Here is a 22,133-nt window from a genome sequence, read left to right as displayed (position 1 = left end):
GGGGGGACCGACACCAGATGGCATCCCCCGAAACGCGCGCCGCAGAGGCCACATTGACAGATCTCACCGGCCACGCACCGAACACCGCGGCGAAGCGCGAATCGGCCACCACCGAGCCCCGGGGTGCGCGGTCGTGGATGCGCACCGCCGCCGTGTTCCTGCGCAGCCCGGAAGGGCATGCCGCACTGCTCGGTTTCTACGGCGCGATCCTGATCACTTTCGGTGGTTTCGGCGCGGGCAGCACCCGGAAGCGGGATCCGATTCTCGAGGCGTTGCACCTGTCCTGGCTACGGTTCGGCCACGGGTACGCACTGTCGACCATCGTCATCTGGATCGGCGTACTCCTGATGATCACGGCGTGGGTGCGACTGGGCCGCACCACGATCGGCACGGGCGACCGGCTGGATGCCGGCGTGACGCTGAACGAGCTGCGCGTGATCGTCGGCATCTGGATCACCCCGCTACTGTTCGCCGTGCCGATGTTCAGTCAGGACGTCTACTCGTATCTGGCGCAGGGCGCGCTGCTGCGGGACGGTTTCGATCCCTACGTCGACGGACCTATCAGGAACCCGGGTGTACTGCTCGACAATGTGAGCCCGGTGTGGAAGACCACCACCGCGCCGTATGGCCCGATCTTCCTGCTGCTCGGTAAGGGCATCACCAGCATCACCGGCGACAATGTGGTCGCGGGCACCATCGCGATGCGGTTGGTGATGCTGCCCGGCCTTGCGCTGATGATGTGGGCGGTGCCCTATCTGACCAAGCACCTCGGCGGCAAGCCGACGGTCGCGTTGTGGCTGGCCGTGCTCAATCCATTGGTGCTGATCCACCTGTTCGGCGGCGTGCACAACGAGATGCTGATGGTCGGGCTGATGTGCGCGGGCATCGCGCTGGTACTGGAACGCCACCACGTCGCGGGCATCGTGGTGGTCGCCATCGGCGTCGCGATCAAGGCGACGGCAGGCATCGCGCTGCCGTTCCTGGTGTGGATCTGGATGCTGCACGAACGCGAGAAGCGCGCCGCCCGACGAGCCGGGCGCGACCCGGCGAACCTGCCGGAAAGCGAACGGCCGCACGATGCCGCCGAGTCGACCGAGGACATGCCGCACCCCGCGCTGATGTTCGCCAAGATCGCCGGGCTCGGGCTCAGCGTGTTCGCCCTGGTCTTCGTGGCCGCCTCGGCCATCGCCGGCGTCGGCATCGGCTGGCTGACCGCGCTGTCCGGGTCGAAGAAAATTATCAACTGGCTTTCACTGCCGACGATCATGATGCATGCGATCGGCTGGGTGACTCCGTTCGATTCGGGCAAGGTACTCAACGTGACCAGGGCGCTGTGCGCGGTAGCGCTGGTGGCTGTGCTGGTATGGGCTTGGTGGCGGTTCCGGCACAGTGAGCGCGAGGCGGTCTTCGGCATCCTGATCGCGTTCGTCGCGATCGTCATCCTCTCTCCCGCCGCGCTGCCCTGGTACTACTCGTGGCCGCTCGCGCTCGCCGCCGGGTTCGCGCTCTCCACCACGACGTTGATGGTGCTCGTCGGTCTATGTACCTGGCTGATGCTGGTGTTCCAGCCGGACGGCTCGATCGGCCTGTACAACTTCTGGCACGTGGCGGCGGCGACCTTCGCCGCCGTGGTGGCGGCGATGTCGCTGCGCAAGGTGGACCCGCTGCGGTTGCGGAGCACCCCGCCGAGCATCGACCCGGCCACGCCCACCCGGCCATGAGCGGCGCGGCGGAGCGCGGCACCGAGCTCGCCGTCGCGTATCGCGAATGCCGGCAGATCGCGGCGGCGCACGGCCGGACCTACTTTCTGGCGACCCGGTTGCTGTCGGCCGAGCGCAGGCCCGCGGTGCACGCGCTGTACGCATTCGCCAGGATGGTGGACGACATCGTCGACCACGCGGAAACCGCTGCCGCACAATGTTTCCCGCAAGGTTGTCGTCCCGAGCGGGGTCCCGCCGACGAACTCGACCTGATCGAGAAGCAGCTGCGCATCGCCCTCGAGCGTCGCCCGCATCCGGCGATCACCGGCGGTCAGCACTCGCGCGCCATGGTCCTGCTCGCGGTCGCCGACACCATCCACCGCCACGGCATCGCCGCCCACCACTTCTGGACGTTCCTGGACTCCATGCGAATGGATGTCCCCGGCACCCCGCGGTTCCGTGCCCGCTACGCCACCATGGCCGAGCTACGCGACTACATGCGCGGCTCAGCCGCCGCCATCGGACTCCAACTACTGCCGGTCCTCGGCACCGTCGTGCCGATCGCCGAGGCCGAACCAGCCGCCGCCGCGCTCGGCGAGGCCTTCCAGCTCACCAACTTCCTGCGCGACGTGGCCGAAGACCTCGACCGCGGCCGGATCTACCTCCCCGCCGACGAGCTGGCCGCCTTCGGCGTCGACCACGCCCTGCTCGCCCACTGCCGCCACACGGCCCACACCGACCCCCGCGTGCGCCGAGCCCTCGCCCACCTCATTGCGATCAACCGAGACATCTACCGCCGCGCCCAGCCCGGCATAGACCTACTCGACCCCCGCGTACGCCCCGCCATCCGCACCGCGGCCGTCCTCTACGCCGACATTCTCGACCGCATCGAAGCCTCCGGCTACGCCATCTTCACCGATCGCGCCGTAGTCCCCCGCCACCACCGCCTCCGCGTGGCCGCAGCCGAATTCACCCGAGCCGCGCTACACCGCCGAAAAAGCTAGCGAAGGGCCGACCACTCTCGCAGTTCTTAGTTAGCCTGACCGCTCGCTACCCCACGCGCCCCCCACGCGCGAGCCCTACGAGCGCCGTTCGTGGCCCGTCTCGCGTCCGAGCGGTCGAAGCGCACGCGACGAAGTCGCAAGTCTCGACCGCTCGGACGCGAGACTTCCAGGGGCCACGAACACGCCGCGCCCGCGCGGCCAATAATTCAGAACGGGTCCGCGGCGGCCCGGCGGATGACCTCGCGGGCGAGCGGCCCGTGCAGGGCGTCGACCGGCTTACCGGGGAGGCTGTCGTCGTCGGTGAAGATCCATTGCAGAATTTCTTCGTCGGTGTATTTGGCGTCCTTCATCACGGTGATGAGACCGGGCAGGAATCTGACTATCGCGCCCTCGTCATCGAAGAAACGTTCGGGGACGCCGACTACGCCGTCGCGGCGGACGGCGAGCAGCTGATGGTCGCGCAGCATCTGATGGACGCGGGTCACCACGAGCCCGAGTCTTTCGGCCACCTCGGGCAGCGGCAGCAGCGCCACGGACTCCGGAAGGACATCATCACTGCAGGGAAATGCACTCACCCGGATAACGGTAGACGGTCCGCTGCCGCACGTCGTGAGACACCCGGACACGTTCGGTCGATACCATCGTGAGGGCCGCACGGGGCGGTCGATCACTTGTGGCACGTACCGCGAGGGGTGAGAACTTTGTGAAAGCCGGAGGACATCAATTGATCGGCCAGATGCTGGAAGGGCGCTATCGCATCGATGCGCCGATCGCCCGCGGCGGCATGTCGATGGTCTTCCGGGGTGTCGACACCCGTTTGGATCGTCCCGTCGCCATCAAGGTGATGGACCCGAAGTTCGCCGGTGATCCGCAGTTTTTGTCCCGGTTCGAGTTCGAGGCGCGCGCGGTCGCCAAGCTCAAGCATCCGTCGTTGGTCGCGGTGTACGACCAGGGCGTCGACGGCGAGTACCCCTTCTTGATCATGGAGTTGGTCGAGGGCGGCACGCTGCGCGAGTTGTTGCGTGAACGCGGGCCGATGCCGCCGCACGCGGTGCGGGCGGTGGCCGAGCCGGTGCTCGCGGCGATCGGCGTCGCGCATTCGGCGGGTCTGGTGCATCGGGACGTGAAGCCGGAGAACGTGCTGATCTCCGACGGGGGCGAGGTCAAGATCGCCGATTTCGGTCTGGTTCGCGCGGTTGCCGCGGCCAATACCACCTCGGCCAGCGTGATTCTGGGCACTGCCGCCTACCTGTCCCCCGAGCAGGTGACCAGCGGCACGGCCGACGCGCGCAGTGATGTCTATTCGTTCGGTGTACTGATTTTCGAGTTGCTGACCGGGCGGGTGCCGTTCACCGGCGACACCTCGCTGTCGGTGGCGTATCAGCGGATCGAGAACGACGTGCCGAGCCCGAGCCGGTTCATCGCGGGGGTGCCGCCGGAGTTCGACGAGTTGGTCGCCAAGGCCACGGCGCGGGAGCCCGCGCACCGTTTCGCGGACGCGAACGAGATGGCGGCCGCGCTGCGGCACATCGGTGCGAAGTTGAACCTGCCGCCGTACCGGGTGCCCGCCCCGCAGGAGTCGGCCGAGCATCTGAGCGCCAGTTTCAAGGCTGTCGCGGCGAACGGGCGGCCGTCGACGGCGGCGCCCGCGCCGGAGCCGTATACGCCGCAGCCGGTGCAGCACACCAAGGTGGTCACGGCGGCGCGACCGCGAGTCGATTACGGTCCGCCGGACGACTACGACCAGCCGCCCGCGCGTCAGCAGCAGGCGCCGTCGCCGTATCAGGCCTATGCGCCCGATCGCACCAAGTCGCGTCGCACCGCGTTGGTGTGGGTGGCCATCGTGGCGATTCTCACCTTGGTCGTCGGTTTCGGCGGTTGGTGGCTCGGTTTCGGCCGCTATTCGCCGGTCCCCGCGGTCGCCGGAATGGACGCCGACCGCGCGGTCGCGGCGTTGCGGGACGCGGGCTTCGAGACCGAGGTACGGCAGAAGGCGTCGGACATCATTCCGGTCGGCGGGGTGGTCGGCAGCGATCCGTCCGCCGGTTCGCGGGTCACCAAGGGGTCGACGGTCGCGGTGCTGGTGTCCAGCGGTAAGCCGAAGGTGCCGGACGTCAACCCGGGCGATCAGATCACGAAGGTCAACCAGCTGGTCCGGGACGCGGGGCTGCAACCGGTGGATTCCGGCGAAGTGGGCAGTTCCGCACCGAAGGGCACGCTCGCCAAGATCGATCCTCGCCCCGGCACCGTGCTTCCGGCCGGGGCGCAGGTAAAGGTCTACCGCAGCAAGGGATCTCAGCCGGTGAAGGTGCCCGACGTGCGCGGGAAGACGACCGAGGAGGCCACGAAGATCCTCACCGACGCGGGTATCGAGGTGCGCGAGACCAAGATTCAGTTCGATCGCGGCGTCGAGGCGGACAAGGCGATCGGCACCGATCCCGTCGCGGGGACGACCATTCAATCCGACGACGGCGTCACCCTGCTCGTCTCCAATGCGCTGAAGATGCCCGACGTGCGCGGCTGGACCGTCGCCAACGCCCGCGCCAAGCTGCAATCCCTCGGCTTCGACGTCGAGGTGAAACAGCTTGTGGCCAGCGACAGCTCACTCATCGTCTCGCAGACCCCGGCCGTCGGAGCCAATATCGAGTCGGGTGACACCGTCTCGCTCGTCGCGCTGCCCTGAGCGCTCCCGTCAGCGCCCCGCTCGACGCCACGTCGCTTCAGTACCCAGCGCAGATCTCACGAGAGCGCTGCCCACAGACCCACCATGCGGTTCACAGGGTTTCTATCCCCTGTGAACCGTATGAACCCTCTGTGGGCTCGAGCAGCGCTCGGCTGCAGCCGTTGCTCAGCGCAGCATTTCGGCGACGAGGAAGGCGAGTTCCAGCGATTGCTGGGTATTGAGGCGTGGGTCGCAGGCGGTTTCGTAGCGGCCGGACAGGTCCAGATCGGAGATGTCCTGGGCGCCACCGAGGCACTCGGTGACGTCCTCGCCGGTGAGCTCGATGTGCAAGCCGCCGGGGTGGGTGCCGAGGGCGTGGTGCACCTCGAAGAAGCCCTGCACCTCGTCGACGATGCGGTCGAAGTGGCGGGTCTTGAAACCGGTGGAGGCCTCGTGGGTGTTGCCGTGCATCGGGTCGCACTGCCAGATGACCTGGTGACCGGTCGCCTGGACCTTCTCGATGATGGGCGGCAGCACGTCGCGGACCTTGCCGTTGCCCATCCGGGAGACGATGGTCAGTCGGCCGGGCTCGTTGTTCGGGTCCAGCCGCTCGACGTACTCCACGGCCAGCTCGGGCGTGGTCGACGGGCCGATCTTCAGGCCGATCGGGTTGGCGAGCAGTTCGGCGAGCGCGATGTGCGCGCCGTCGAGCTGCCTGGTCCGTTCGCCGATCCACAGGAAGTGCGCGGACAGATCGTAGAGCACCGGCTCGCCCGCGGCGTTCTCGCTGAGGCGCAGCATGGCGCGCTCGTAGTCCAGGACCAGCGCCTCGTGGCTGGCGTAGATGCGGGCGGACTTCAGGCTCGGGTCGTTCACCCGGCACGCGTTCATGAACGCCAGGCCGCGGTCGATCTCCTCGGCCAGCGCCTCGTAGCGGGCGCCGGCGGGCGACTTGGCGACGAAGTCGCGGTTCCAGTCGTGCACCTTGTGCAGGTCGGCCATGCCCGCGCCGGTCAGCGCGCGCACCAGGTTCATCGCCGCGCTGGCGTTGGCGTAGGCGCGCACCAGCCGGGACGGGTCGTGCTCGCGCATATCGGGGTCGGCGACCAGGGCGTTGACCATGTCGCCGCGGTAGGACTTGAGGCCGAGCGCGTCGGTGTCGGAGGAACGCGGTTTCGCGTACTGCCCCGCGATCCGGGCCACCTTGACCACCGGCAGGCTCGCACCGTAGGTGAGCACGACGGCCATCTGCAGCAGGGTGCGGATGTTGCCGCGGATGTGCGGTTCGGTGTTGTCTGCGAACGTCTCGGCGCAGTCACCGCCCTGCATGAGGAAGGCCTCGCCGCGGGCCACCTCGGCCAGCTGCTCGCGCAGGTCCTCCACTTCGGCGGGCACGCAGATCGGCGGCACGCTCTCCAGCACGGTGCGCATCACCGCCGCCTGCTCCGGGTCCCACGACGGCTGCTGCAGCGCGGGGCGGGCGAGGGCGTCGTCCAACCGCCTGCGCAGCTCGGTAGGCAGCGGCGGCAATTCCGGCAGGCGATCGATCGGTACGTCGACGGTCCAGTTCACCCGTTCAGAATACGGACCACTCGGACGGCTGTGGTACCCACCGTAGGGGTGGTCACACCGCCACCCCGCGCAGCCGAGCCCGGATACGGAACAAAGCCGCACCCGACATAGGGTGATTGTTCGGGTAATCCGTCGCTGTACTGATGAAACCCGGGCGCCGGACCGAACTGTTGAGGAGAAGACCGATCTCGCTTCGATATTTTTACGACTGCGAATTCATCGAGGACGGGGTGACCATCGACCTGGTCTCCATCGGTGTCGTCTGCGAGGACGGACGCGAATATTACGCGGTGTCCACCGAATTCGATCCCGACCGGGCGGGCCCGTGGGTGCGTCGGCACGTGCTTCCGCAGCTGCCCTCGCCGTCCGCGCGGGTGTGGCGCAGCCGAGCGCAGATCCGCGACGACCTGTACAAGTTCCTGGTGCCGCGCTCGTCGGTGGTGCCGGAGCTGTGGGCCTGGGTCGGCGCGTACGACCATGTGGCGCTCTGCCAGCTGTGGGGTTCCATGGTGGACTTGCCCACCGCCTTCCCCCGCTACACCAATGAGCTGCGCCAGCATTGGGAGGCGCACGGGCGCCCGGAGCTGCCGCCGGTTCCCGCGGACGCGCACGACGCGCTGGCCGATGCCCGGCACAATCTGGCGAAGTTCGAGGCCATCGAGGCGTCCCGGCGCAGCACCCCCCGGCTGTAGTCGCCGAAAAGTCTGTAGTCGTCGAAAAGCGAAGGCCCCGAGTCGGATTCGACTCGGGGCCTCGGCTTTCGGCGGTCAGTGGCTGTGCTTGCCGCCGTGTTCCTTTTCCTGGCGCGCCTGCAGCACCGCGAGCTGCCGGTGTTCTTCGGCGTGCTCGATCTCGAAGTGCTGCTCGCTCTCCTGCCACGGATCGGGTCGCAGGAAGCTACCGGTGCCCGGCTTGCCCGCCGAGCCCAGCTTGTTCATCTTCTTCGGGACCGGCGCGCCCTGGTACTCCAGCGGGATCGGGTGGCCGTGATCGTCGACCGGGCCGAGCGGCTGGTGGATCTCGATGTACTCACCATGCGGCAGGCGCTTGATCACACCGGTCTCGATGCCGTGCTCGAGCACCGCCCGGTCACTGCGCTGCAGGCCGATGCAGAACCGGTAAGCGATGAAGTACGCGAGCGGCGGCACGACCAGGATGCCGATGCGGCCCATCCAGGTGGTCGCGTTCAGCGAGATGTCGAACTTCAGCGCGACGATATCGTTGACACACGACAGGGTCAGCACCACGTAGAAGCCGATCGCCATGGCGCCGATCGCGGTACGGACCGGCACATCGCGCGGCCGCTGCAGCAGGTTGTGCGGCGCGGTGTCGCCGGTGAGCCGCTTCTCGATCCACGGGTACATGATCAGCACCGTGAACACCAGGCCCATGATCAGCGCCACCCAGAACACGGCCGGCACCGTGTAGCGACCCAGGTACAGCTCCCACGGCGGCATCAGCCGGGCCAGGCCGTCGGTCCACATCATGTAGAAGTCCGGCTGCGAGCCCGCGGACACCTGGGAGGGGTTGTACGGACCCAGGTTCCAGATCGGGTTGATCTGGAAGACGCCGCCCATGATGCCGACGATGCCGAGGGTGAAGGCGAAGAACGCGCCCTGGTCGGCGGCGAACACCGGAATGATGCGGGCGCCGACCACGTTGTTCTCGGTCCGGCCCGGTCCGGGGAACTGGGTGTGCTTCTGGTACCAGACCAGCGCGACGTGCGCGGCGATCAACGCGAGGATGATGCCCGGGAACAACAGCACGTGCGCGATGTAGAGGCGCGGGATGATGATCGTGCCGGGGAAGTCCCCGCCGAAGATCAGCCAGTGCATCCAGGTACCGGCGATCGGGATGCTCATCGTGATACCGCCGAACGCGGCCCGCAGGCCGGTGCCGGACAGCAGGTCGTCGGGCAGCGAGTAACCGAAGAAGCCCTCGAACATCGCCAGGATGAGCAGCAGGCAGCCGATCACCCAGTTCGCCTCACGCGGCTTGCGGAACGCACCGGTGAAGAAGATGCGGAACAGGTGCACGATGATCGACGCCGCGAACAGCAGTGCCGCCCAGTGATGGACCTGGCGGACGAACAGGCCGCCGCGCACCTCGAAGGTGATGTTCAGCGACGTCTCGTAGGCCCGCGACATGGTGACGCCGCGCAACGGCTGGTACGCGCCGTTGTAGACGACCTCGCTCATCGACGGGTCGAAGAACAGGGTCAGGTAGACGCCCGACAGCAACAGGATGATGAAGCTGTACAGCGCGATCTCACCGAGCAGGAACGACCAGTGGGTCGGGAAGACCTTGTTGATCGACCGCTTGACGAACGCAGCGGCGATATACCGCTCGTCCATCTCATTAGCTTGGGCTGCGATCGAAGGGCTCATGAACGACGCTCCCAGTAGGCCGGGCCGAGCGGTTCGATGAAGTCACCAGCGGCGACCAGGAAACCCTCGGAGTTGACGGTGATCGGCAGCTGCGGCAGTGCGCGAGCGGCGGGACCGAAGATCGGCTTACCCCATTCGGTCGCCAGGAACTGCGACTGGTGGCAGGGGCAGAGGATCTTGTTGGTCTGCTGTTCGAACAGCGACGTCGGGCAGCCGAGGTGGGTGCAGATCTTCGAGTAGGCGAAGTAGTCGCCGTAGTTGAAGCTCTCCTGGCCCTTACGCTTGATCGCCTTCTGCGCGTCCTCGGTGCGCAGCCGGATCAGCATGACCGAGTTGCGGATACCGCGCAGCGACTGCAGGGTGGCGTGTTCGTCGCCGCGCCACTTCTCCTTCCACGGGAACACCGTCTCCATGGCGCCCGCGTCCAGATCCTCGGGGCGGACGAGCACGATGTCCTCCGGGCGACCGGTGTCGCGGCGGATGTAGATGGTCTCGCCCTCGTAGTCCGGGGTCCAACCGGACACCCACAGCGGCGACTTGTCGCGCTTGGCCCACGGGTTCTTCACCATGCCGCCGACGAACACCAGCAGCGCGCCGATGCCCAGCACGCCGACGCCCGCGCCCGCGGTGCGGGTGATCAGCTTGCGGCGGCCCAGCGTGGAGGTGTCCAGCGCGTCCTGCAGCTCGGCGACCAGGGTGCGGCGCTCGACCTCGGGCGACGGACCGTCGTGGCGGTCCTGGATGGACAGCTCGGCGGGGATGAACAGCTTGCGGATCAGCACCACGGCGATGCCGATGACCAGCACCGAGATACCGAAGGTGACGCCGACCAGCGGGGTGAACAGCGAGTAGGCGGTGTGGCCTTCGTCGTCGCTCGGCTTGAACTCCCACGGCCAGAACAGGAACACCCCGACCAGCACCGCCGCGGCGATGCCGGAGACCGCGAACCAGAACGCGACCGCGCGCTCGGCCCGCTTCTCGGCGCGGGTGCCCGGGACCGGGAACCGCTCGCGCCGGTAGGCGACGTCGACGCCGTCCCGCTCGGTGCCGAGCTTGACCAGCTCGTCGCGGGTCATCGCGTCGAGCTCCGCCTCGGTCGGCTCGGTCAGCGCGTGGCTGCCGGACCCGGCCACCGCGTGGGTATCCGATGCCGGTACCGCGTTGCTGTCCGAATCCGAAACCACGTGGGCGCCATGGCCTGTGGATTCGTTCGACGGCGCGCCGCCGTCGTGGCCCTCATCCGGCCGACCCATGTCGTGTGGCTCCTTCTCAGTCATGACTGTGTCCTTCGGGTCATGAGCCCGGCCGCTGCGTGGTTACGCTGCGCTGCCGCCTCCGCGCCTGACGTTCTCATGACCGCGATCCGATCCAAATAGCTGCACCGACAACGGTCGTGATGCCGACCACCCAGATGACCAGGCCCTCGGTCGCGGGACCGAACCCACCGAGGTCCCACCCGCCGGGGGCGCTCTCCTCTTTCGCGTTCATGACGTAGGCGATGATGTCGCGCTTCTCTTCCGGCGTCAGCTGCCGGTCGGAGAACTTCGGCATGTTCTGCGGGCCGGAGATCATCGCGTTGTAGATCTGCTGCTCGTTGGCGGGCTCCAGCGGCGGTGCGAACTTGCCGGAGGACAGCGCGCCGCCGCGTCCGGTGAAGTTGTGACAGGACGCGCAGTTCATCCGGAACAGCTCCGAGCCGCGGGCAATGTCCTCGCCGCGCAGCGACTCCTGCGCGATCTCGCCGTTGGCGTCGCGCACCACGCTCGGGCCGCCGCCGTTGGCCGCGACGTACGCGCCGAGGGCGTCGGTCTGGCGGGCGTCGAACTTCGGTGGCTTGCGCTGCGCCTGGGCCTCGTTGCGGGCCATCGGCATGCGACCGGAGGACACCTGGAAGTAGACGGCGGCTTCACCGACGCCGATGAGGCTGGGGCCGCGGTCCTGCACACCCTGCAGGTTCGCGCCGTGGCAGGTGATGCAGGAGGTGTCGTAGAGCTGCTGGCCCTCGCGGATCAGCGCGGACTGGTCCTCGTGCGCGGTCGCGCGCTGCGGGTCCGGCGTCAGGGCCGCTGCCAGGAAGCCTGCTCCGACGAGGCCCACCAACAGCGCGAGCCCGCCCGCGATGCGACGGCGAACGCGGCGCTGCCTGCGTGTCTTGCTGGCCTCGCCGTTCCCGTTGCTTGCGGGCTCTGGCGCTGACGGGGGAGATGAACTCATCTGTGTCCCTTTGGAGTAGACGGAACCGACTTGTGCAAAAGACTGGGGCGTCGCCCGGCTCAGCGGACGAAGTAGATCGTGGCGAACAACCCGATCCAGACGATGTCGACGAAGTGCCAGTAGTACGAGACGACGATCGCGGCAGTGGCTTGCGCGGGGGTGAACTTACTGACCTTGGTGCGGATCAGCAGGAACACGAACGCGATCAGACCGCCGATGACGTGCAAACCATGGAAACCGGTGGTGATGTAGAACACCGAGCCGTAGGCGCTGCTCGAGATCGAGGTGCCCTCGTGAACCAGGTTCATGTACTCGTAGCCCTGGCCGAGCACGAAGAAGGTGCCCATGACCAGTGTGATGACGTACCAGCGACGCAGGCCGAACACGTCGCCACGCTCCGCGGCGAACACGCCCATCTGGCAGGTGAACGACGATGCGACCAGCACGGCCGTGACCGGCACGGCGAGCTTCAGGTTCAGCTCGGTCGGTTCCGGCGGCCAGTTGCCGTGAGCCTGCGCGCGCGCGACGAAATACATCGCGAAGAGGCCGGCGAAGAACATCAACTCGCTGGACAGCCAGATGATGGTACCGACGCTGACCATGTTGGGCCGATTCAGCGAGTGCACACGCTGGGTAATGGCCGATCCGGGGGTCCCTACTGCGGTCGTCACGGGGGTAAGTATGACTCGTCGTAGTACGACACAAGTACCCGGGTGCGAAACTTGTGGCTCCGTGTCGGAAAACCCACGGACAGACAGCCTCTCGACCTGGGCTCGGCGTGTTGAGGGCGCAGCGCCCGCGGCGTGGCGGCGTCGGTCGGGACGTGTTCACGTGCCGGGTCCGCGCGCCCTCGGGTCGCTGGGGCACAGCATGACAGGTCCGCGTAAGTAAAAGCTGAGATGGAGGCGATGTGGCACCGCGTATATGGCGTCGATTGTTCGGGCGGGGCGGCCCGGCGCCGCTGGATCCGAGCCGGGCCGATCTGGTGGTGGTCGCGGCGAGTTTCGATGACGCCGAGGCCTGTTCGGCCGCATTGGCCCGGGCCGGCGAGCTGGTGCCGGACGCGCCCGCGGTGCTGCGGCACCATCTGCGGGTGCCGCAGGAGCAGGTCGATACCGTGTGCGCGATCGCGGCGCAGGACGGGTACGCGCCCGCCCCGCGGGTCGGCGGGCCGGGGACCGATGCGCTGGAGACGGTGATCCTGCAGCGCGTGCAGGTGCTGGACGCGTTGCACTGTTCGCAGGAACGGTCGCGAATGGCGGGGCTGGCTCAGCGGCACGACGGGACCGCGGATGGTTGGGACGCTCTGCAGCCTCGGACCGAACAAGCCGGGCCCGCCACCGAGCGGCCGCGATAGGCCGTCGGTTACCTGGCGTAGCCCCTACCGTGCGCGGTTTAAGGACGGGCTTCGACGCGGCGGCGCGAAGTATGCTGCTTCGCGACAAACTGGTTCGAATACCAGTGTGACGAAGGAAGTGGACAGTCATGAACGTGCGCAGCTGGGCCCAGGTGCTCGGAACCCTCGCCGACGGTGGCGACCTGGCCGCGGACGACACGGCATGGGCGATGGACGAGATCATGTCGGACAACGCCACCTCCGCCCAGATCGCGGCCTTCGGGGTCGCCATGAAGATCAAGGGCCCGACACCTGCCGAGCTGACCGGCCTCGCGGCGGGCATGCTCGAGCACGCCCGGCTGGTGCATATCGACGGGGACGCGGTCGACATCGTCGGCACCGGCGGTGACCGGTCCGGTTCGGTGAACATCTCCACGATGTCCTCGATCGTGGTGGCCGCGGCCGGGGTGCCGGTGGTCAAGCACGGCAATCGCGCGGCCTCGTCCAAGAGCGGCGGTGCCGACGTGCTCGAGGCGCTCGGCGTGCGACTCGCGCTCGGGCCGGAGGCGGTGGCGCGCTGCGTGCGGGAGGCCGGGATCGGTTTCTGTTTCGCGCCGGTGTTTCACCCCGCACTGCGTTTCGCCGGTGCGGCGCGTAAGGAAATCGGCATTCCCACCGTCTTCAATGTGCTCGGGCCGCTGACCAATCCGGCGCAGCCGCGCGCGGGGCTGGTCGGGTGTGCGTTCGCCGATCTGCTGCCGGTGATCGCGGGCGTGTTCGCCGGGCGCGGCTCCAGTGCGCTGGTGGTGCGCGGCAACGACGGACTCGACGAGATCACCACCTCCGACACCACCAATGCCTGGGTGGTGTCCGGCGGCCGGATGCGCGAGACCACCATCGACCCGACCCGCCTCGGTATCCCCCGCGTCGGCCTGGAAGCACTGCGCGGCGGCGACGCGGAGATCAACGCGGGCGTTGCGCGCAGCGTCTTCGCCGGAACCAGCGGCGCGGTGCGCGACGCGGTGCTGCTGAACTCCGCCGCCGCCATCGTCGCCTACGACTTGTCCCAGGGCACAGTCGATTACGAGGCCGACGTGCACGACGCCCTGGCAGGCGGTATCGACCGCGCCGCCGAGGCGATTGATACAGGGAACGCGGCCGCGCTGCTCGACCGCTGGACCAAACTGACCATGACGCTGGGCGACCGCTGAGCCCAATCCGATCAATAGCGAATAGGCATAAGATGTGTTCAGAACGATAGTTTTGTTGGCAACCCGCTGACAAAGCCGACGCGGCGCAGGGCATGCGCCGGGCGGCTTCGACTGACGAGGAGCACAGCATGCGATGCAGCGTTCGTGCAGTACTCGGGGGTCTTTCGGTGGTGGCGATGGGTGCCGCCGCGCCGGTGGCCGTGGCCGGCACAGGTGAACTGAAAGTCGGCGATACCGTCTATAGCAACCCGTCTGGATGCGTGATGCTCGGTCAGGACACCGTTCGCGAAATCCAGAACAACACCGACAGCGTGGTGACCATCTACAAAGACGCCCACTGCGACGGCATCGCCACCGCAGTCCTCGGACCGGGCAACAACGGCACCTACAGCGGCAAGTCCGCGTTGGTGGCCTGACCCGGGTGGCTCACTCCCCCAGCGAGAACCCGGCCTCGACATCGGCGCTGGAGTAGGACTTGAACGCGATGTGCGTGGTGGTCCTGGCGACACCCTCGACCTTGTCGATCCGGCCGGTCACCACCTCGGCGATCTGTTCGTGATCGCGCACCCGCACGATCGCGATCAGATCCACATCGCCTGCGCAGGAGTACACCTCGGCGACGCCCTCGGTGTCCGCCACGGCCTGCGCGGTTTCCGGAATGCGGCCGTTGTCGGCGTCAATCATCACGATCGCGGTAATCATGCGCTCAGCCTAATGGGCGCGGGCGGAGGCCAGTCCGCCCTTTGACCGGGCATGGCCGAGGGAAAGCGAAGGTGCGCGTCCGTCGATCGGAGGCGCATGGCCGGAGCGAAGGCCGCAACGCTCGTCAGCGGTCTAGGTACGCGTCCGCGGCCGGTTGGGCGCGTGCTGCCGTATCCGCTACCTCCGCCCATCCCATCCAGCGTCCGGCGCCGTACATGGGCTCGCGATAACCCTCGGTGGTGCGCACGATTCGCACCCCCGCTCGCGCCAACCAGCGGGCGACGAGCGCCGCTTCCTCCGGTGACGCGCCACGCAGCGGCGGCACATTCACCGGTACCCAATCCTGCGTGGGCTCGGTCTCCGGCCCAGCCGCGCCCGCAACGTCGGTTCGCACGTTGTCACCCTCAGGGATCACCGTTTCAGCGGCCGCGACGATCTGTTCGACCACCGGCATCGGCGGCACTCCCCGCACCGCATTCCCCGCCCCCGCGAGTCGCCCGTAGCGGATCACCGCGAACTCCCATCCGCCCGCACCGTCCGGGTGGGCGGCGATCAATTCCGCGATGCGTGCGACGGCGGCGAGTCGTTGCGTGCGGCGCAGCGCGCGGATCACCGCGACGGTGCGATCGCGCAGCCGCGCGGCGGCCTCGAAATGCTCGGCGCGAGAGTGAGTTTCGATGCGGTCGAGCATGGCCCGCACCGGAGCGTCGGAATAGCCTGCGAACAGTGCGCGAACGAGCGCGGGAGCGGGCGCGTACTCCTCTGTATCAATAGGCACTCCACTGGCCGCCGGGCACCCGCCGACGACGGTAGGCGGACACTCGTGACGGCCACGGCGAGGAAGACGCGTACTACAGGTGCGCAAACCGGTGTATTCGGCGATGATCACCGCCAGCTCGGTCGCGTCGGCCCGGGAGTTGAACGGCCCCAGCGCATCCCGGTTCGGGGTGCGCACGACGGAGAATCGGGGGAACGGTTCGTCGGTGAGCGTGATCCACCAGGCGCGCTTGGGAAACTTCGAGCGGCGGTTATACGGCGGAGTATGCGCGACGAGCAGTCGCAGCTCGCGCACCCCGGCCTCCAGCGCGTGCGCGCAGACGACATGGTCGACCCTGGTGGCCAGGGAAACCATCTCCTTCATCCGGCCGCGGGTCTCCGAACCGGTGAAGTAATTGCGTACTCGACGGCGCAGATTCACCGCGGTGCCTATATATAGGACTTCGTCGGCCGGGCCGCGGAACAGATACACGCCAGGAGCAGTGGGCAGATCCGCGGCGAGGAAGCGCTTGGCGCGCTGGCGCGGTGTGACGTCGGGCAGGTAGTCGACCAGTTCGGTGAGGCTGTGCACCCCTTGGTTGCCGACGCGAGCGATCAGCGCGTGCAGCACGTCGACAGTCGCGCGGGCGTCGTCCAAGGCGCGGTGCGTCGGCTGGGTACTCGCGCCGAGCAGCTGGGCCAGCGCGCTCAACCGGACCGACGGCGCCTCGTCCCGGCCGAGCACGCGGCGGGCCAGCTTCACGGTGCACAGCACGGTCGCGGTGGGCCAGGTGGTGTCGCTGCGGGCCGCGGCGGCGCGCAGGAACGCCATGTCGAAGCGCGCGTTGTGCGCGACGAGCACCGCACCGGAAGCGAATTCGAGGAAGCCGGGCAGCACCGACTCGATCGGCGGCGCGGCGTACACCATGGCGGTGGTGATCCCGGTGACCTGCACGATCGCGGGTGGTACCGCCCGGCCCGGGTTGACCAGCGTGGCGAACTCGCCGAGCACCTCACCGCCGCGCACCTTGACCGCACCGATCTCGGTGATCATGTCGGCACCCGGGCTGGTCCCGGTGGTTTCCAGGTCGACGACCACGAAGGTGGTGTCATAGAGGGGCGTGTCGAGGTCGTCGAAGACCAACTGCTGAGCGGCGGCCTTGCGCGGGGCGGGGTCGGACACGCGCTGGAGCGTAGGGGGTGGGTACGACATGGCCGGGGCGCGCGTGGTCGACCTCGACGCACAAGAAAAGCCCGGGAAATGTCTGAATTACGCGTTGCGGATTCGTGCTCGATTACCCATGAATCGATCTAGAACGCCGAAAAGTGACGCAGCTCACATTAGTGCATAAAGCGTATCAATGGCTCGGGCGTGTCGGGTGACGCCGATGCCTCGCTTCCGGCGTGCTGTGACCGATTACAGCGGATTGGCCAACTGACCAGTCAACGACCCGTACATGTCGCCGAGATGAACGTAGCGACCTGGGGAAATGTCCAACCGGTTCACTCCTGACCGCGCTCGGACCATGGCATCACTGACCGGGATAGCGAACTGGACGCTCGTCGATAACAACGCTTCGTTATCTTTTCGTGATTGTTGCGATATATCTCACACCGATTAGTCATGAATTCACATGCGCGTGCACATTTCGCCGGGGAGCGACTTTACAAACCCCCGTGATGTGTTCGTAACCTTTTCGAGACCTCACGGAGTCCGACGCACCAACTCGGTGCGAACGACACGAAGTCCGCGGCACCAGTCAGGGTGCGGCGTCGTGGGGCAGATTGGGAGTACCGCATCATGACGACCAAAGCCGTCAAGCGACAGGCGCAGCGTGCCGTCGCCGCCGGGGCCGTCGGCGCTGCCACCATCGGCGCGTTCCTGCTTCCGGCCGCCCCCGCATCGGCCCAGCCGGTGACCATCCCCGGCGTGGGGACGTTCGAAGTGCCGAACGAGATCCAGATCCCGCAGGGCATCCCCGGCATCGAGCTGCCCGGCCAGGCGCCGCTGCCGTTCGTCGCCCCGAAGCGCACCGTCGGCGAGGAAGCCCTCGACGCCGCCATGAGCAAGATCGGCGCCCCGTACGTCTACGGCGCCGCCGGCCCGAACGCGTTCGACTGCTCCGGCCTGGTCAAGTGGTCCTACGAGCAGGCGGGCCTGGAGCTGCCGCGCACCAGCGGCGCCCAGCTCGCCGCGGGCAGCCCGGTGTCGATCGACGACCTGCAGCCCGGCGACCTGGTGTCGTTCTACGGCGGCGGCCACTCCGGCCTGTACGCCGGTGACGGCAATGTCGTGCACGCGGCCACCTCCGGAACGCCCGTGCAGGTCGCGCCGATCTCCTCGATGCCGATCGCCGGAGCCCGTCGCTTCTGAGAACCCGCTGGTCGGGCCGCAGTTGCGGCCCGACCGCCAGCGCACGACTGTGATCATTTCGTTCTCTACTGGACACAGACGTAGGCCGTTCCGTAACCTAATCGAGACCTTCTCGAATTACCCGAGGCTTGCGATTCGTAAACCTCATGTTCCGCGGAAGGCGCTCGTCGGTTCAGATCGTCGGTTCCAGAGAGATCGCTTCACGAGAGAACGGGGCACGGCAGCCTGTGGCAGCACACCGGAGACATGGCACGAAACGTCTGGTGGGAGGGGCGCTAGCGGCCGGAATCCTGGCCACCGCCGCCCTCTACGGTGGCAGTACGGCCGGAGCTGATCCGCTCGCACTCCCGGCCACCGCCACCGAGGCCGTGCAACGGATGATCGACCTCTCGCGTCAGTCCGAACAACTCAACGAGCAGGCCCTCGTCGCACAGTCCGATCTCGACGCCAAGCTCGTGGTGCAACGCGACGCCGACGCCAAGCTGGCCGCGAGCACCGACCTGGTGAACCAGGCTCGCGACGAAGTACGCAAGTACCAGCCGATCATCGATCGCACCGCGATCGCCGCCTATCAGGGCGCCCGAACCAACCGGCTGTTCGCCGTACTGGTCAGCGATTCCCCGCAGCAACTGCTCGACCAGATGTCGACGCTGGATGTGCTGGCCGCGCAGACGTCCGCTCAGCTGGACCAATTCAAGGTCGCCACCGACGCCGCCGCGTCCGCCGAGACGGCCGCGCGCCGGGCCGCCGACGAAGCCCGCGCCGCCGCCGACAAGGCCGATTCGGTGCGCGCCGACCTGGAACGCAAACGCAGCGACCTGGGCGGCGCTATCGCCCAGGTGGTGCAGGCTTGGAGCTCGCTGTCCACCAAGGACAAGTCCGCGCTCGCCGGTTCGCCGTTCCCGCCCGGTTTCGACCGCGACACCCTCCTGCAAGGACTGGTGCCCGGCAGTGGCACCAGTGCCCTCGCGGCGGGCCTCACCCGCGTCGGCGACCCGTACGTCTGGGGCGCGACCGGGCCGAACCAATTCGACTGCTCCGGGCTCGTGCAGTGGGCGTTCAAACAGGTCGGCAAGAACGTGCCGCGGACCAGTTCCGCGCAGGCGTCCTTCGGTACGCCCGTCGCCAAGGAAGACCTACAGCCCGGCGACGTGGTGTTCTTCTACCCCGAGATCTCCCATGTCGGCATCTACGCGGGCAACGGACTCATGTTGCACGCCTCTACCTTTGGTGTCCCGGTCGCCGTGGCACCCCTCGGTTCCACGCCATACCACTCCGCTCGGCGATACTGAACAACTATGAGTGGGCATAACCTGTCCAACTCCTGCCTGACTCGGGTCGACGGATCGGCCCCGGCGGCGGAGTTACGTCTCGAGGCAAAGCGATGAGCGGGGTGCGGCGCCTGCGAGCGTGGTGGTCGGCGCGACGGCGATTCGAGTTCTGTCTCACCGTCGCGATGATGGTCGCGCTGACCGGGTTCTGCGGTGCGCTGGTCATGCTGCCGAACTCCGCGCTACCGAAACCGCATGCGGCGCAGGCGACCGAGGCCGTCGGCCAGGCCGCCGCCGGCGACCCACGGCTGGCCGAGGTGCGCCGCAGCATCGAACCGTTCGGCCCGATCCTCGCCCACCAGGTCGCGACCGGCGACGGGCAGCAATCCCTGGTCGTCGGCCATCCCGCGCAGCGTGTCGAAATCGACATCCTGGAACGCGAACTCGCCGCCGCGACCACCGCCGTCACCGAGGTGTGGGGCCCGGACTGGGCGCAGTCCGCCTTGGTCGTTGTCGCCTCGTCCCCTTCGGAGTTCGCCGGGCTCGTGCACGCGGGCGACACCATGTCCGCCGAGGTCGCCGCCGCCTCCGTCGCCGACCCGTTCGCGCCCGGCACCCGCCCGACCGGCCAGCGCATCGTGTTCAGCCCCGACGCAGGCCGCCGCCTCGACCCCGACGGCCTGCGCACCCTGCTCCGCCACGAACTCACCCACATCGCCACCCGCGCCGAAACCCGCGACGGCGCCCCCCTGTGGATGCTCGAAGGTTTCGCCGACTACACCGCCCACCGCGGCCAGGGCCACTCCTTCACCGACATCGCCCCCACCCTCACCGCGCAAACCCGCCTGCACGACCTCCCCGACAACCTCCCCGCCGACACCGACTTCACCGGCCCCAACGCCGCAGCCACCTACGAACAGGCCTGGTCCATCTGCGCCTACATCGCCGACAAATACGACCAACCCCGCCTGGTCGACCTCTACCGCCGAATCGCCGCAGCCGAACAAACCCCCGCCGCCGAAGACCAAATCCTGCAGACCGTTCTAGGCACCACCCGCGCAGACTTCATCGCCGACTGGCGCAATTGGCTCTCCACCCAAACGGTCTGACGCACCAAGAGAGCACAGACGCCAACCCGCAGCCCAGCACCGCAGAGCTCAGTCGCGGCGCGAGCGGTACTCGATCGCACGCCGTGGCGGATCCAATCGCTACGCGATGCTGACATTCAGGGGCCGCGAACACGCGGTGCCGAAGGCACTGCCAAACCAACACAGTAGGTTGTGATTCATGGCCCGAACTCTGCTGGTGACCAATGATTTCCCGCCGCGGCCGGGTGGTATTCAGTCTTATCTGCAGGCCCTTGCCGGTGAGCTGCCGCCCGACGATCTGGTGGTGTATGCCCCACGCTGGCGCGGCGACAGTCATTTGAAGTTCGATGCCAAGCAGAAGTTCCAGGTGGTCCGCCATCCCACCACGCTGATGTTGCCGACCCCGCTGGTGATGCGCCGGGCGGCGCGCCTGTTGCGCAGCGAGAAGTGCGACACGGTGTGGTTCGGCGCCGCCGCACCGCTCGCGCTGATGTCGCCGATGTTGCGTCGCGCGGGCGCCGAACGCATCCTGGCCAGCACGCACGGGCACGAAGTCGGCTGGTCCATGCTGCCCGGCGCCCGGCAGGCGTTGCGCCAGATCGGTGAGCACACCGACGTCATCACCTATGTCAGCAAATACACCCGGCAGCGTTTCGCGTCGGCGTTCGGGCGCAACGCCGCGTTGGAGTACCTGCCGCCAGGTGTGGACACCGAGACGTTCCGCCCGGACCCGGCCGCGCGCGCGGAACTGCGCACCCGCTACGGGCTCGGCGACCGCCCGACCATTCTGTGCCTGTCTCGCCTGGTCCCCCGCAAGGGCCAGGACGCGCTGATCGTCGCCATGCTGGAGATCCGCGATCGCGTTCCCGGCGCGGTTCTGGTGATCGCGGGCGGCGGACCCTACGAGGAGAAACTGCGCCAACTCGCCATCGCCTTGGGCGTCACCGACGACGTCATCTTCCTGGGCCGGGTCCCCTCCGACGAACTGGCCGCCCATCACACCCTCGCCGACGTCTTCGCCATGCCCTGCCGCACCCGCGGCGCGGGCCTCGACGTGGAGGGGCTCGGCATCGTCTACCTCGAAGCATCCGCATCGGGCGTGCCGGTGGTAGCGGGCCGTTCCGGCGGCGCCCCGGAAACGGTTATCGAGGGCGAAACCGGACGGGTAGTGGACGGCCGCTCGGCCCAGCAGATCACCGATGCCCTGGTCGATATCCTGTCCGACCGCGACGAAGCCGCCCGCATGGGCGCGGCGGGCCGCGCCTTCGTCGAGGAGCGCTGGCGCTGGGACACGCACGGCGCCCGGCTGCGCCAACTGCTGCGGTGAGCTCGACGGCCTCGATCCGATACGCTCACCTCGTGAGGGAGCGCAGCGAGCGAACCATCGACACCGCGTCCGAGCTCTTGACCGAGCCGAGCGCTAGCGAGGCAACGTCATGAGCACTATCCAGGTCGCCGACCAGACCTTCGTCGCCGCACCGGGGACCGCCGTCGCGGACATTCTGTCCGCGCAGAACAATTGGCGCCGCTGGTGGCCGGACCTGACCTTGGTCGTCCGGGAAGACCGGGGCGACAAGGGGATCCGCTGGACCGTGTCCGGCGCGCTGGACGGAACCATGGAAGTCTGGTTGCAGCCCGCGTTGGATGGGGTGATCGTGCACTACTTCCTGCATGCCGAACCGCGACCGGCACTGGCGCCGAGCAAGATGGCCGCCGCCAATCGGGCGCGCCGGGTGGCCGGCAAGAACATGTCGTTCGAATTGAAGTCCCGGCTCGAGGCGGGACGTCCGGCCGGTGTCGCACCCGCCCACGCCTCCTGACGCTCACCGAGCACCCTTCGCTGAAAGGAACCGCCG

The 22,133-nt window shown here is 67.9% G+C and carries 20 protein-coding genes; 12 read left to right on the top strand and 8 right to left on the bottom strand.

Annotation, left to right across the window (positions count from 1 at the left end; genetic code table 11):
* Nucleotides 1-17 precede the first annotated feature (17 nt).
* Nucleotides 18-1,721: an alpha-(1->6)-mannopyranosyltransferase A gene (locus ACFK0J_RS11730; protein ID WP_378739298.1), complete on the top strand. Its 1,704-nt coding sequence runs from the start codon at nucleotides 18-20 to the stop codon at nucleotides 1,719-1,721.
* Nucleotides 1,718-2,704, top strand: coding sequence for a phytoene/squalene synthase family protein (locus ACFK0J_RS11725; protein WP_378739296.1), 987 nt, complete (start codon nucleotides 1,718-1,720; stop codon nucleotides 2,702-2,704). The genes ACFK0J_RS11730 and ACFK0J_RS11725 overlap by 4 nt, the downstream gene beginning before the upstream one ends.
* Before the next feature lie 206 nt (nucleotides 2,705-2,910).
* On the opposite strand, the gene ACFK0J_RS11720 is transcribed toward ACFK0J_RS11725, so the two are convergent.
* A complete protein-coding gene (locus ACFK0J_RS11720; RefSeq protein WP_378739294.1) occupies nucleotides 2,911-3,279 on the bottom strand; it encodes an Rv2175c family DNA-binding protein in 369 nt (122 codons plus the stop codon).
* A gap of 161 nt (nucleotides 3,280-3,440) precedes the next feature.
* Between ACFK0J_RS11720 and pknB the strand changes: the two genes are divergently transcribed.
* The gene (gene pknB / locus ACFK0J_RS11715; protein ID WP_378742767.1) at nucleotides 3,441-5,387 is read left to right on the top strand and encodes a Stk1 family PASTA domain-containing Ser/Thr kinase; all 1,947 of its coding nucleotides are present in this window, start codon (nucleotides 3,441-3,443) and stop codon (nucleotides 5,385-5,387) included.
* Between the two features lie 165 nt (nucleotides 5,388-5,552).
* Here pknB and ACFK0J_RS11710 read toward each other — a convergent pair whose 3' ends face one another.
* Complete coding sequence (locus ACFK0J_RS11710) at nucleotides 5,553-6,938, bottom strand: class II 3-deoxy-7-phosphoheptulonate synthase (protein WP_218475808.1); 1,386 nt, start codon at nucleotides 6,936-6,938, stop codon at nucleotides 5,553-5,555.
* A gap of 143 nt (nucleotides 6,939-7,081) precedes the next feature.
* Here ACFK0J_RS11710 and ACFK0J_RS11705 point away from each other — a divergent pair, with 143 nt between their 5' ends.
* Nucleotides 7,082-7,630 carry a polyadenylate-specific 3'-exoribonuclease AS gene (locus tag ACFK0J_RS11705; protein WP_378739292.1) on the top strand — a complete coding sequence of 183 codons (549 nt, stop codon included), beginning with the start codon at nucleotides 7,082-7,084 and terminating at the stop codon, nucleotides 7,628-7,630.
* Between the two features lie 75 nt (nucleotides 7,631-7,705).
* Here the strand turns inward: ACFK0J_RS11705 and ACFK0J_RS11700 are convergent, their stop codons facing one another.
* The 4 genes from ACFK0J_RS11700 to ACFK0J_RS11685 form a co-directional block, all read right to left on the bottom strand.
* Nucleotides 7,706-9,325 (bottom strand): cytochrome bc complex cytochrome b subunit, encoded by a 1,620-nt coding sequence (locus ACFK0J_RS11700; RefSeq protein ID WP_378739290.1) that lies wholly within the window; start codon nucleotides 9,323-9,325, stop codon nucleotides 7,706-7,708.
* Entirely contained in the window at nucleotides 9,322-10,578 is a 1,257-nt protein-coding gene (locus ACFK0J_RS11695) for a ubiquinol-cytochrome c reductase iron-sulfur subunit (RefSeq protein WP_378742765.1), read from the bottom strand. Before ACFK0J_RS11695 ends, ACFK0J_RS11700 begins: the two co-directional genes overlap by 4 nt.
* 97 nt (nucleotides 10,579-10,675) lie before the next feature.
* A complete protein-coding gene (locus tag ACFK0J_RS11690) occupies nucleotides 10,676-11,539 on the bottom strand; it encodes a c-type cytochrome (protein WP_218475803.1) in 864 nt (287 codons plus the stop codon).
* Nucleotides 11,540-11,598: 59 nt separating this feature from the next.
* Nucleotides 11,599-12,210, bottom strand: coding sequence for a heme-copper oxidase subunit III (locus ACFK0J_RS11685; protein ID WP_218475801.1), 612 nt, complete (start codon nucleotides 12,208-12,210; stop codon nucleotides 11,599-11,601).
* A 239-nt stretch (nucleotides 12,211-12,449) separates the two neighbouring features.
* Here ACFK0J_RS11685 and ACFK0J_RS11680 point away from each other — a divergent pair, with 239 nt between their 5' ends.
* From ACFK0J_RS11680 to ACFK0J_RS11670, 3 genes are all read left to right on the top strand, one after another.
* The gene (locus ACFK0J_RS11680) at nucleotides 12,450-12,896 is read left to right on the top strand and encodes a hypothetical protein (RefSeq protein ID WP_378739287.1); all 447 of its coding nucleotides are present in this window, start codon (nucleotides 12,450-12,452) and stop codon (nucleotides 12,894-12,896) included.
* Between the two features lie 128 nt (nucleotides 12,897-13,024).
* A complete protein-coding gene (trpD, locus tag ACFK0J_RS11675) occupies nucleotides 13,025-14,086 on the top strand; it encodes an anthranilate phosphoribosyltransferase (RefSeq protein WP_378739285.1) in 1,062 nt (353 codons plus the stop codon).
* Between the two features lie 128 nt (nucleotides 14,087-14,214).
* Nucleotides 14,215-14,502 (top strand): hypothetical protein, encoded by a 288-nt coding sequence (locus ACFK0J_RS11670; RefSeq protein ID WP_378739283.1) that lies wholly within the window; start codon nucleotides 14,215-14,217, stop codon nucleotides 14,500-14,502.
* 10 nt (nucleotides 14,503-14,512) lie between these two features.
* Here ACFK0J_RS11670 and ACFK0J_RS11665 read toward each other — a convergent pair whose 3' ends face one another.
* Both ACFK0J_RS11665 and ACFK0J_RS11660 read right to left on the bottom strand, forming a co-directional pair.
* Nucleotides 14,513-14,788 carry an Lrp/AsnC family transcriptional regulator gene (locus ACFK0J_RS11665; protein WP_218475795.1) on the bottom strand — a complete coding sequence of 92 codons (276 nt, stop codon included), beginning with the start codon at nucleotides 14,786-14,788 and terminating at the stop codon, nucleotides 14,513-14,515.
* Between the two features lie 124 nt (nucleotides 14,789-14,912).
* Nucleotides 14,913-16,727: a DEDD exonuclease domain-containing protein gene (locus tag ACFK0J_RS11660; protein WP_378739281.1), complete on the bottom strand. Its 1,815-nt coding sequence runs from the start codon at nucleotides 16,725-16,727 to the stop codon at nucleotides 14,913-14,915.
* A 618-nt stretch (nucleotides 16,728-17,345) separates the two neighbouring features.
* Between ACFK0J_RS11660 and ACFK0J_RS11655 the strand changes: the two genes are divergently transcribed.
* The 5 genes from ACFK0J_RS11655 to ACFK0J_RS11635 all read left to right on the top strand — a co-directional run bounded on the left by ACFK0J_RS11655 (nucleotide 17,346) and on the right by ACFK0J_RS11635 (nucleotide 22,097).
* A complete protein-coding gene (locus ACFK0J_RS11655; RefSeq protein ID WP_378739279.1) occupies nucleotides 17,346-17,918 on the top strand; it encodes a C40 family peptidase in 573 nt (190 codons plus the stop codon).
* A 263-nt stretch (nucleotides 17,919-18,181) separates the two neighbouring features.
* On the top strand, nucleotides 18,182-19,210 hold the full coding sequence (locus tag ACFK0J_RS11650) for an NlpC/P60 family protein (protein ID WP_378739277.1): 1,029 nt from the start codon (nucleotides 18,182-18,184) through the stop codon (nucleotides 19,208-19,210).
* A 92-nt stretch (nucleotides 19,211-19,302) separates the two neighbouring features.
* Nucleotides 19,303-20,298, top strand: coding sequence for a hypothetical protein (locus ACFK0J_RS11645; RefSeq protein ID WP_378739275.1), 996 nt, complete (start codon nucleotides 19,303-19,305; stop codon nucleotides 20,296-20,298).
* A gap of 178 nt (nucleotides 20,299-20,476) precedes the next feature.
* On the top strand, nucleotides 20,477-21,604 hold the full coding sequence (locus ACFK0J_RS11640) for a glycosyltransferase family 4 protein (RefSeq protein ID WP_378739273.1): 1,128 nt from the start codon (nucleotides 20,477-20,479) through the stop codon (nucleotides 21,602-21,604).
* A gap of 109 nt (nucleotides 21,605-21,713) precedes the next feature.
* Nucleotides 21,714-22,097 carry a polyketide cyclase / dehydrase and lipid transport gene (locus ACFK0J_RS11635; protein WP_378739271.1) on the top strand — a complete coding sequence of 128 codons (384 nt, stop codon included), beginning with the start codon at nucleotides 21,714-21,716 and terminating at the stop codon, nucleotides 22,095-22,097.
* Nucleotides 22,098-22,133 lie beyond the last annotated feature (36 nt).

The organism is Nocardia brasiliensis, assembly GCF_042691675.1.
GTDB classification, from domain to species: domain Bacteria; phylum Actinomycetota; class Actinomycetes; order Mycobacteriales; family Mycobacteriaceae; genus Nocardia; species Nocardia brasiliensis_D.
This window is presented reverse-complemented; position numbering and strand designations above follow the sequence as displayed.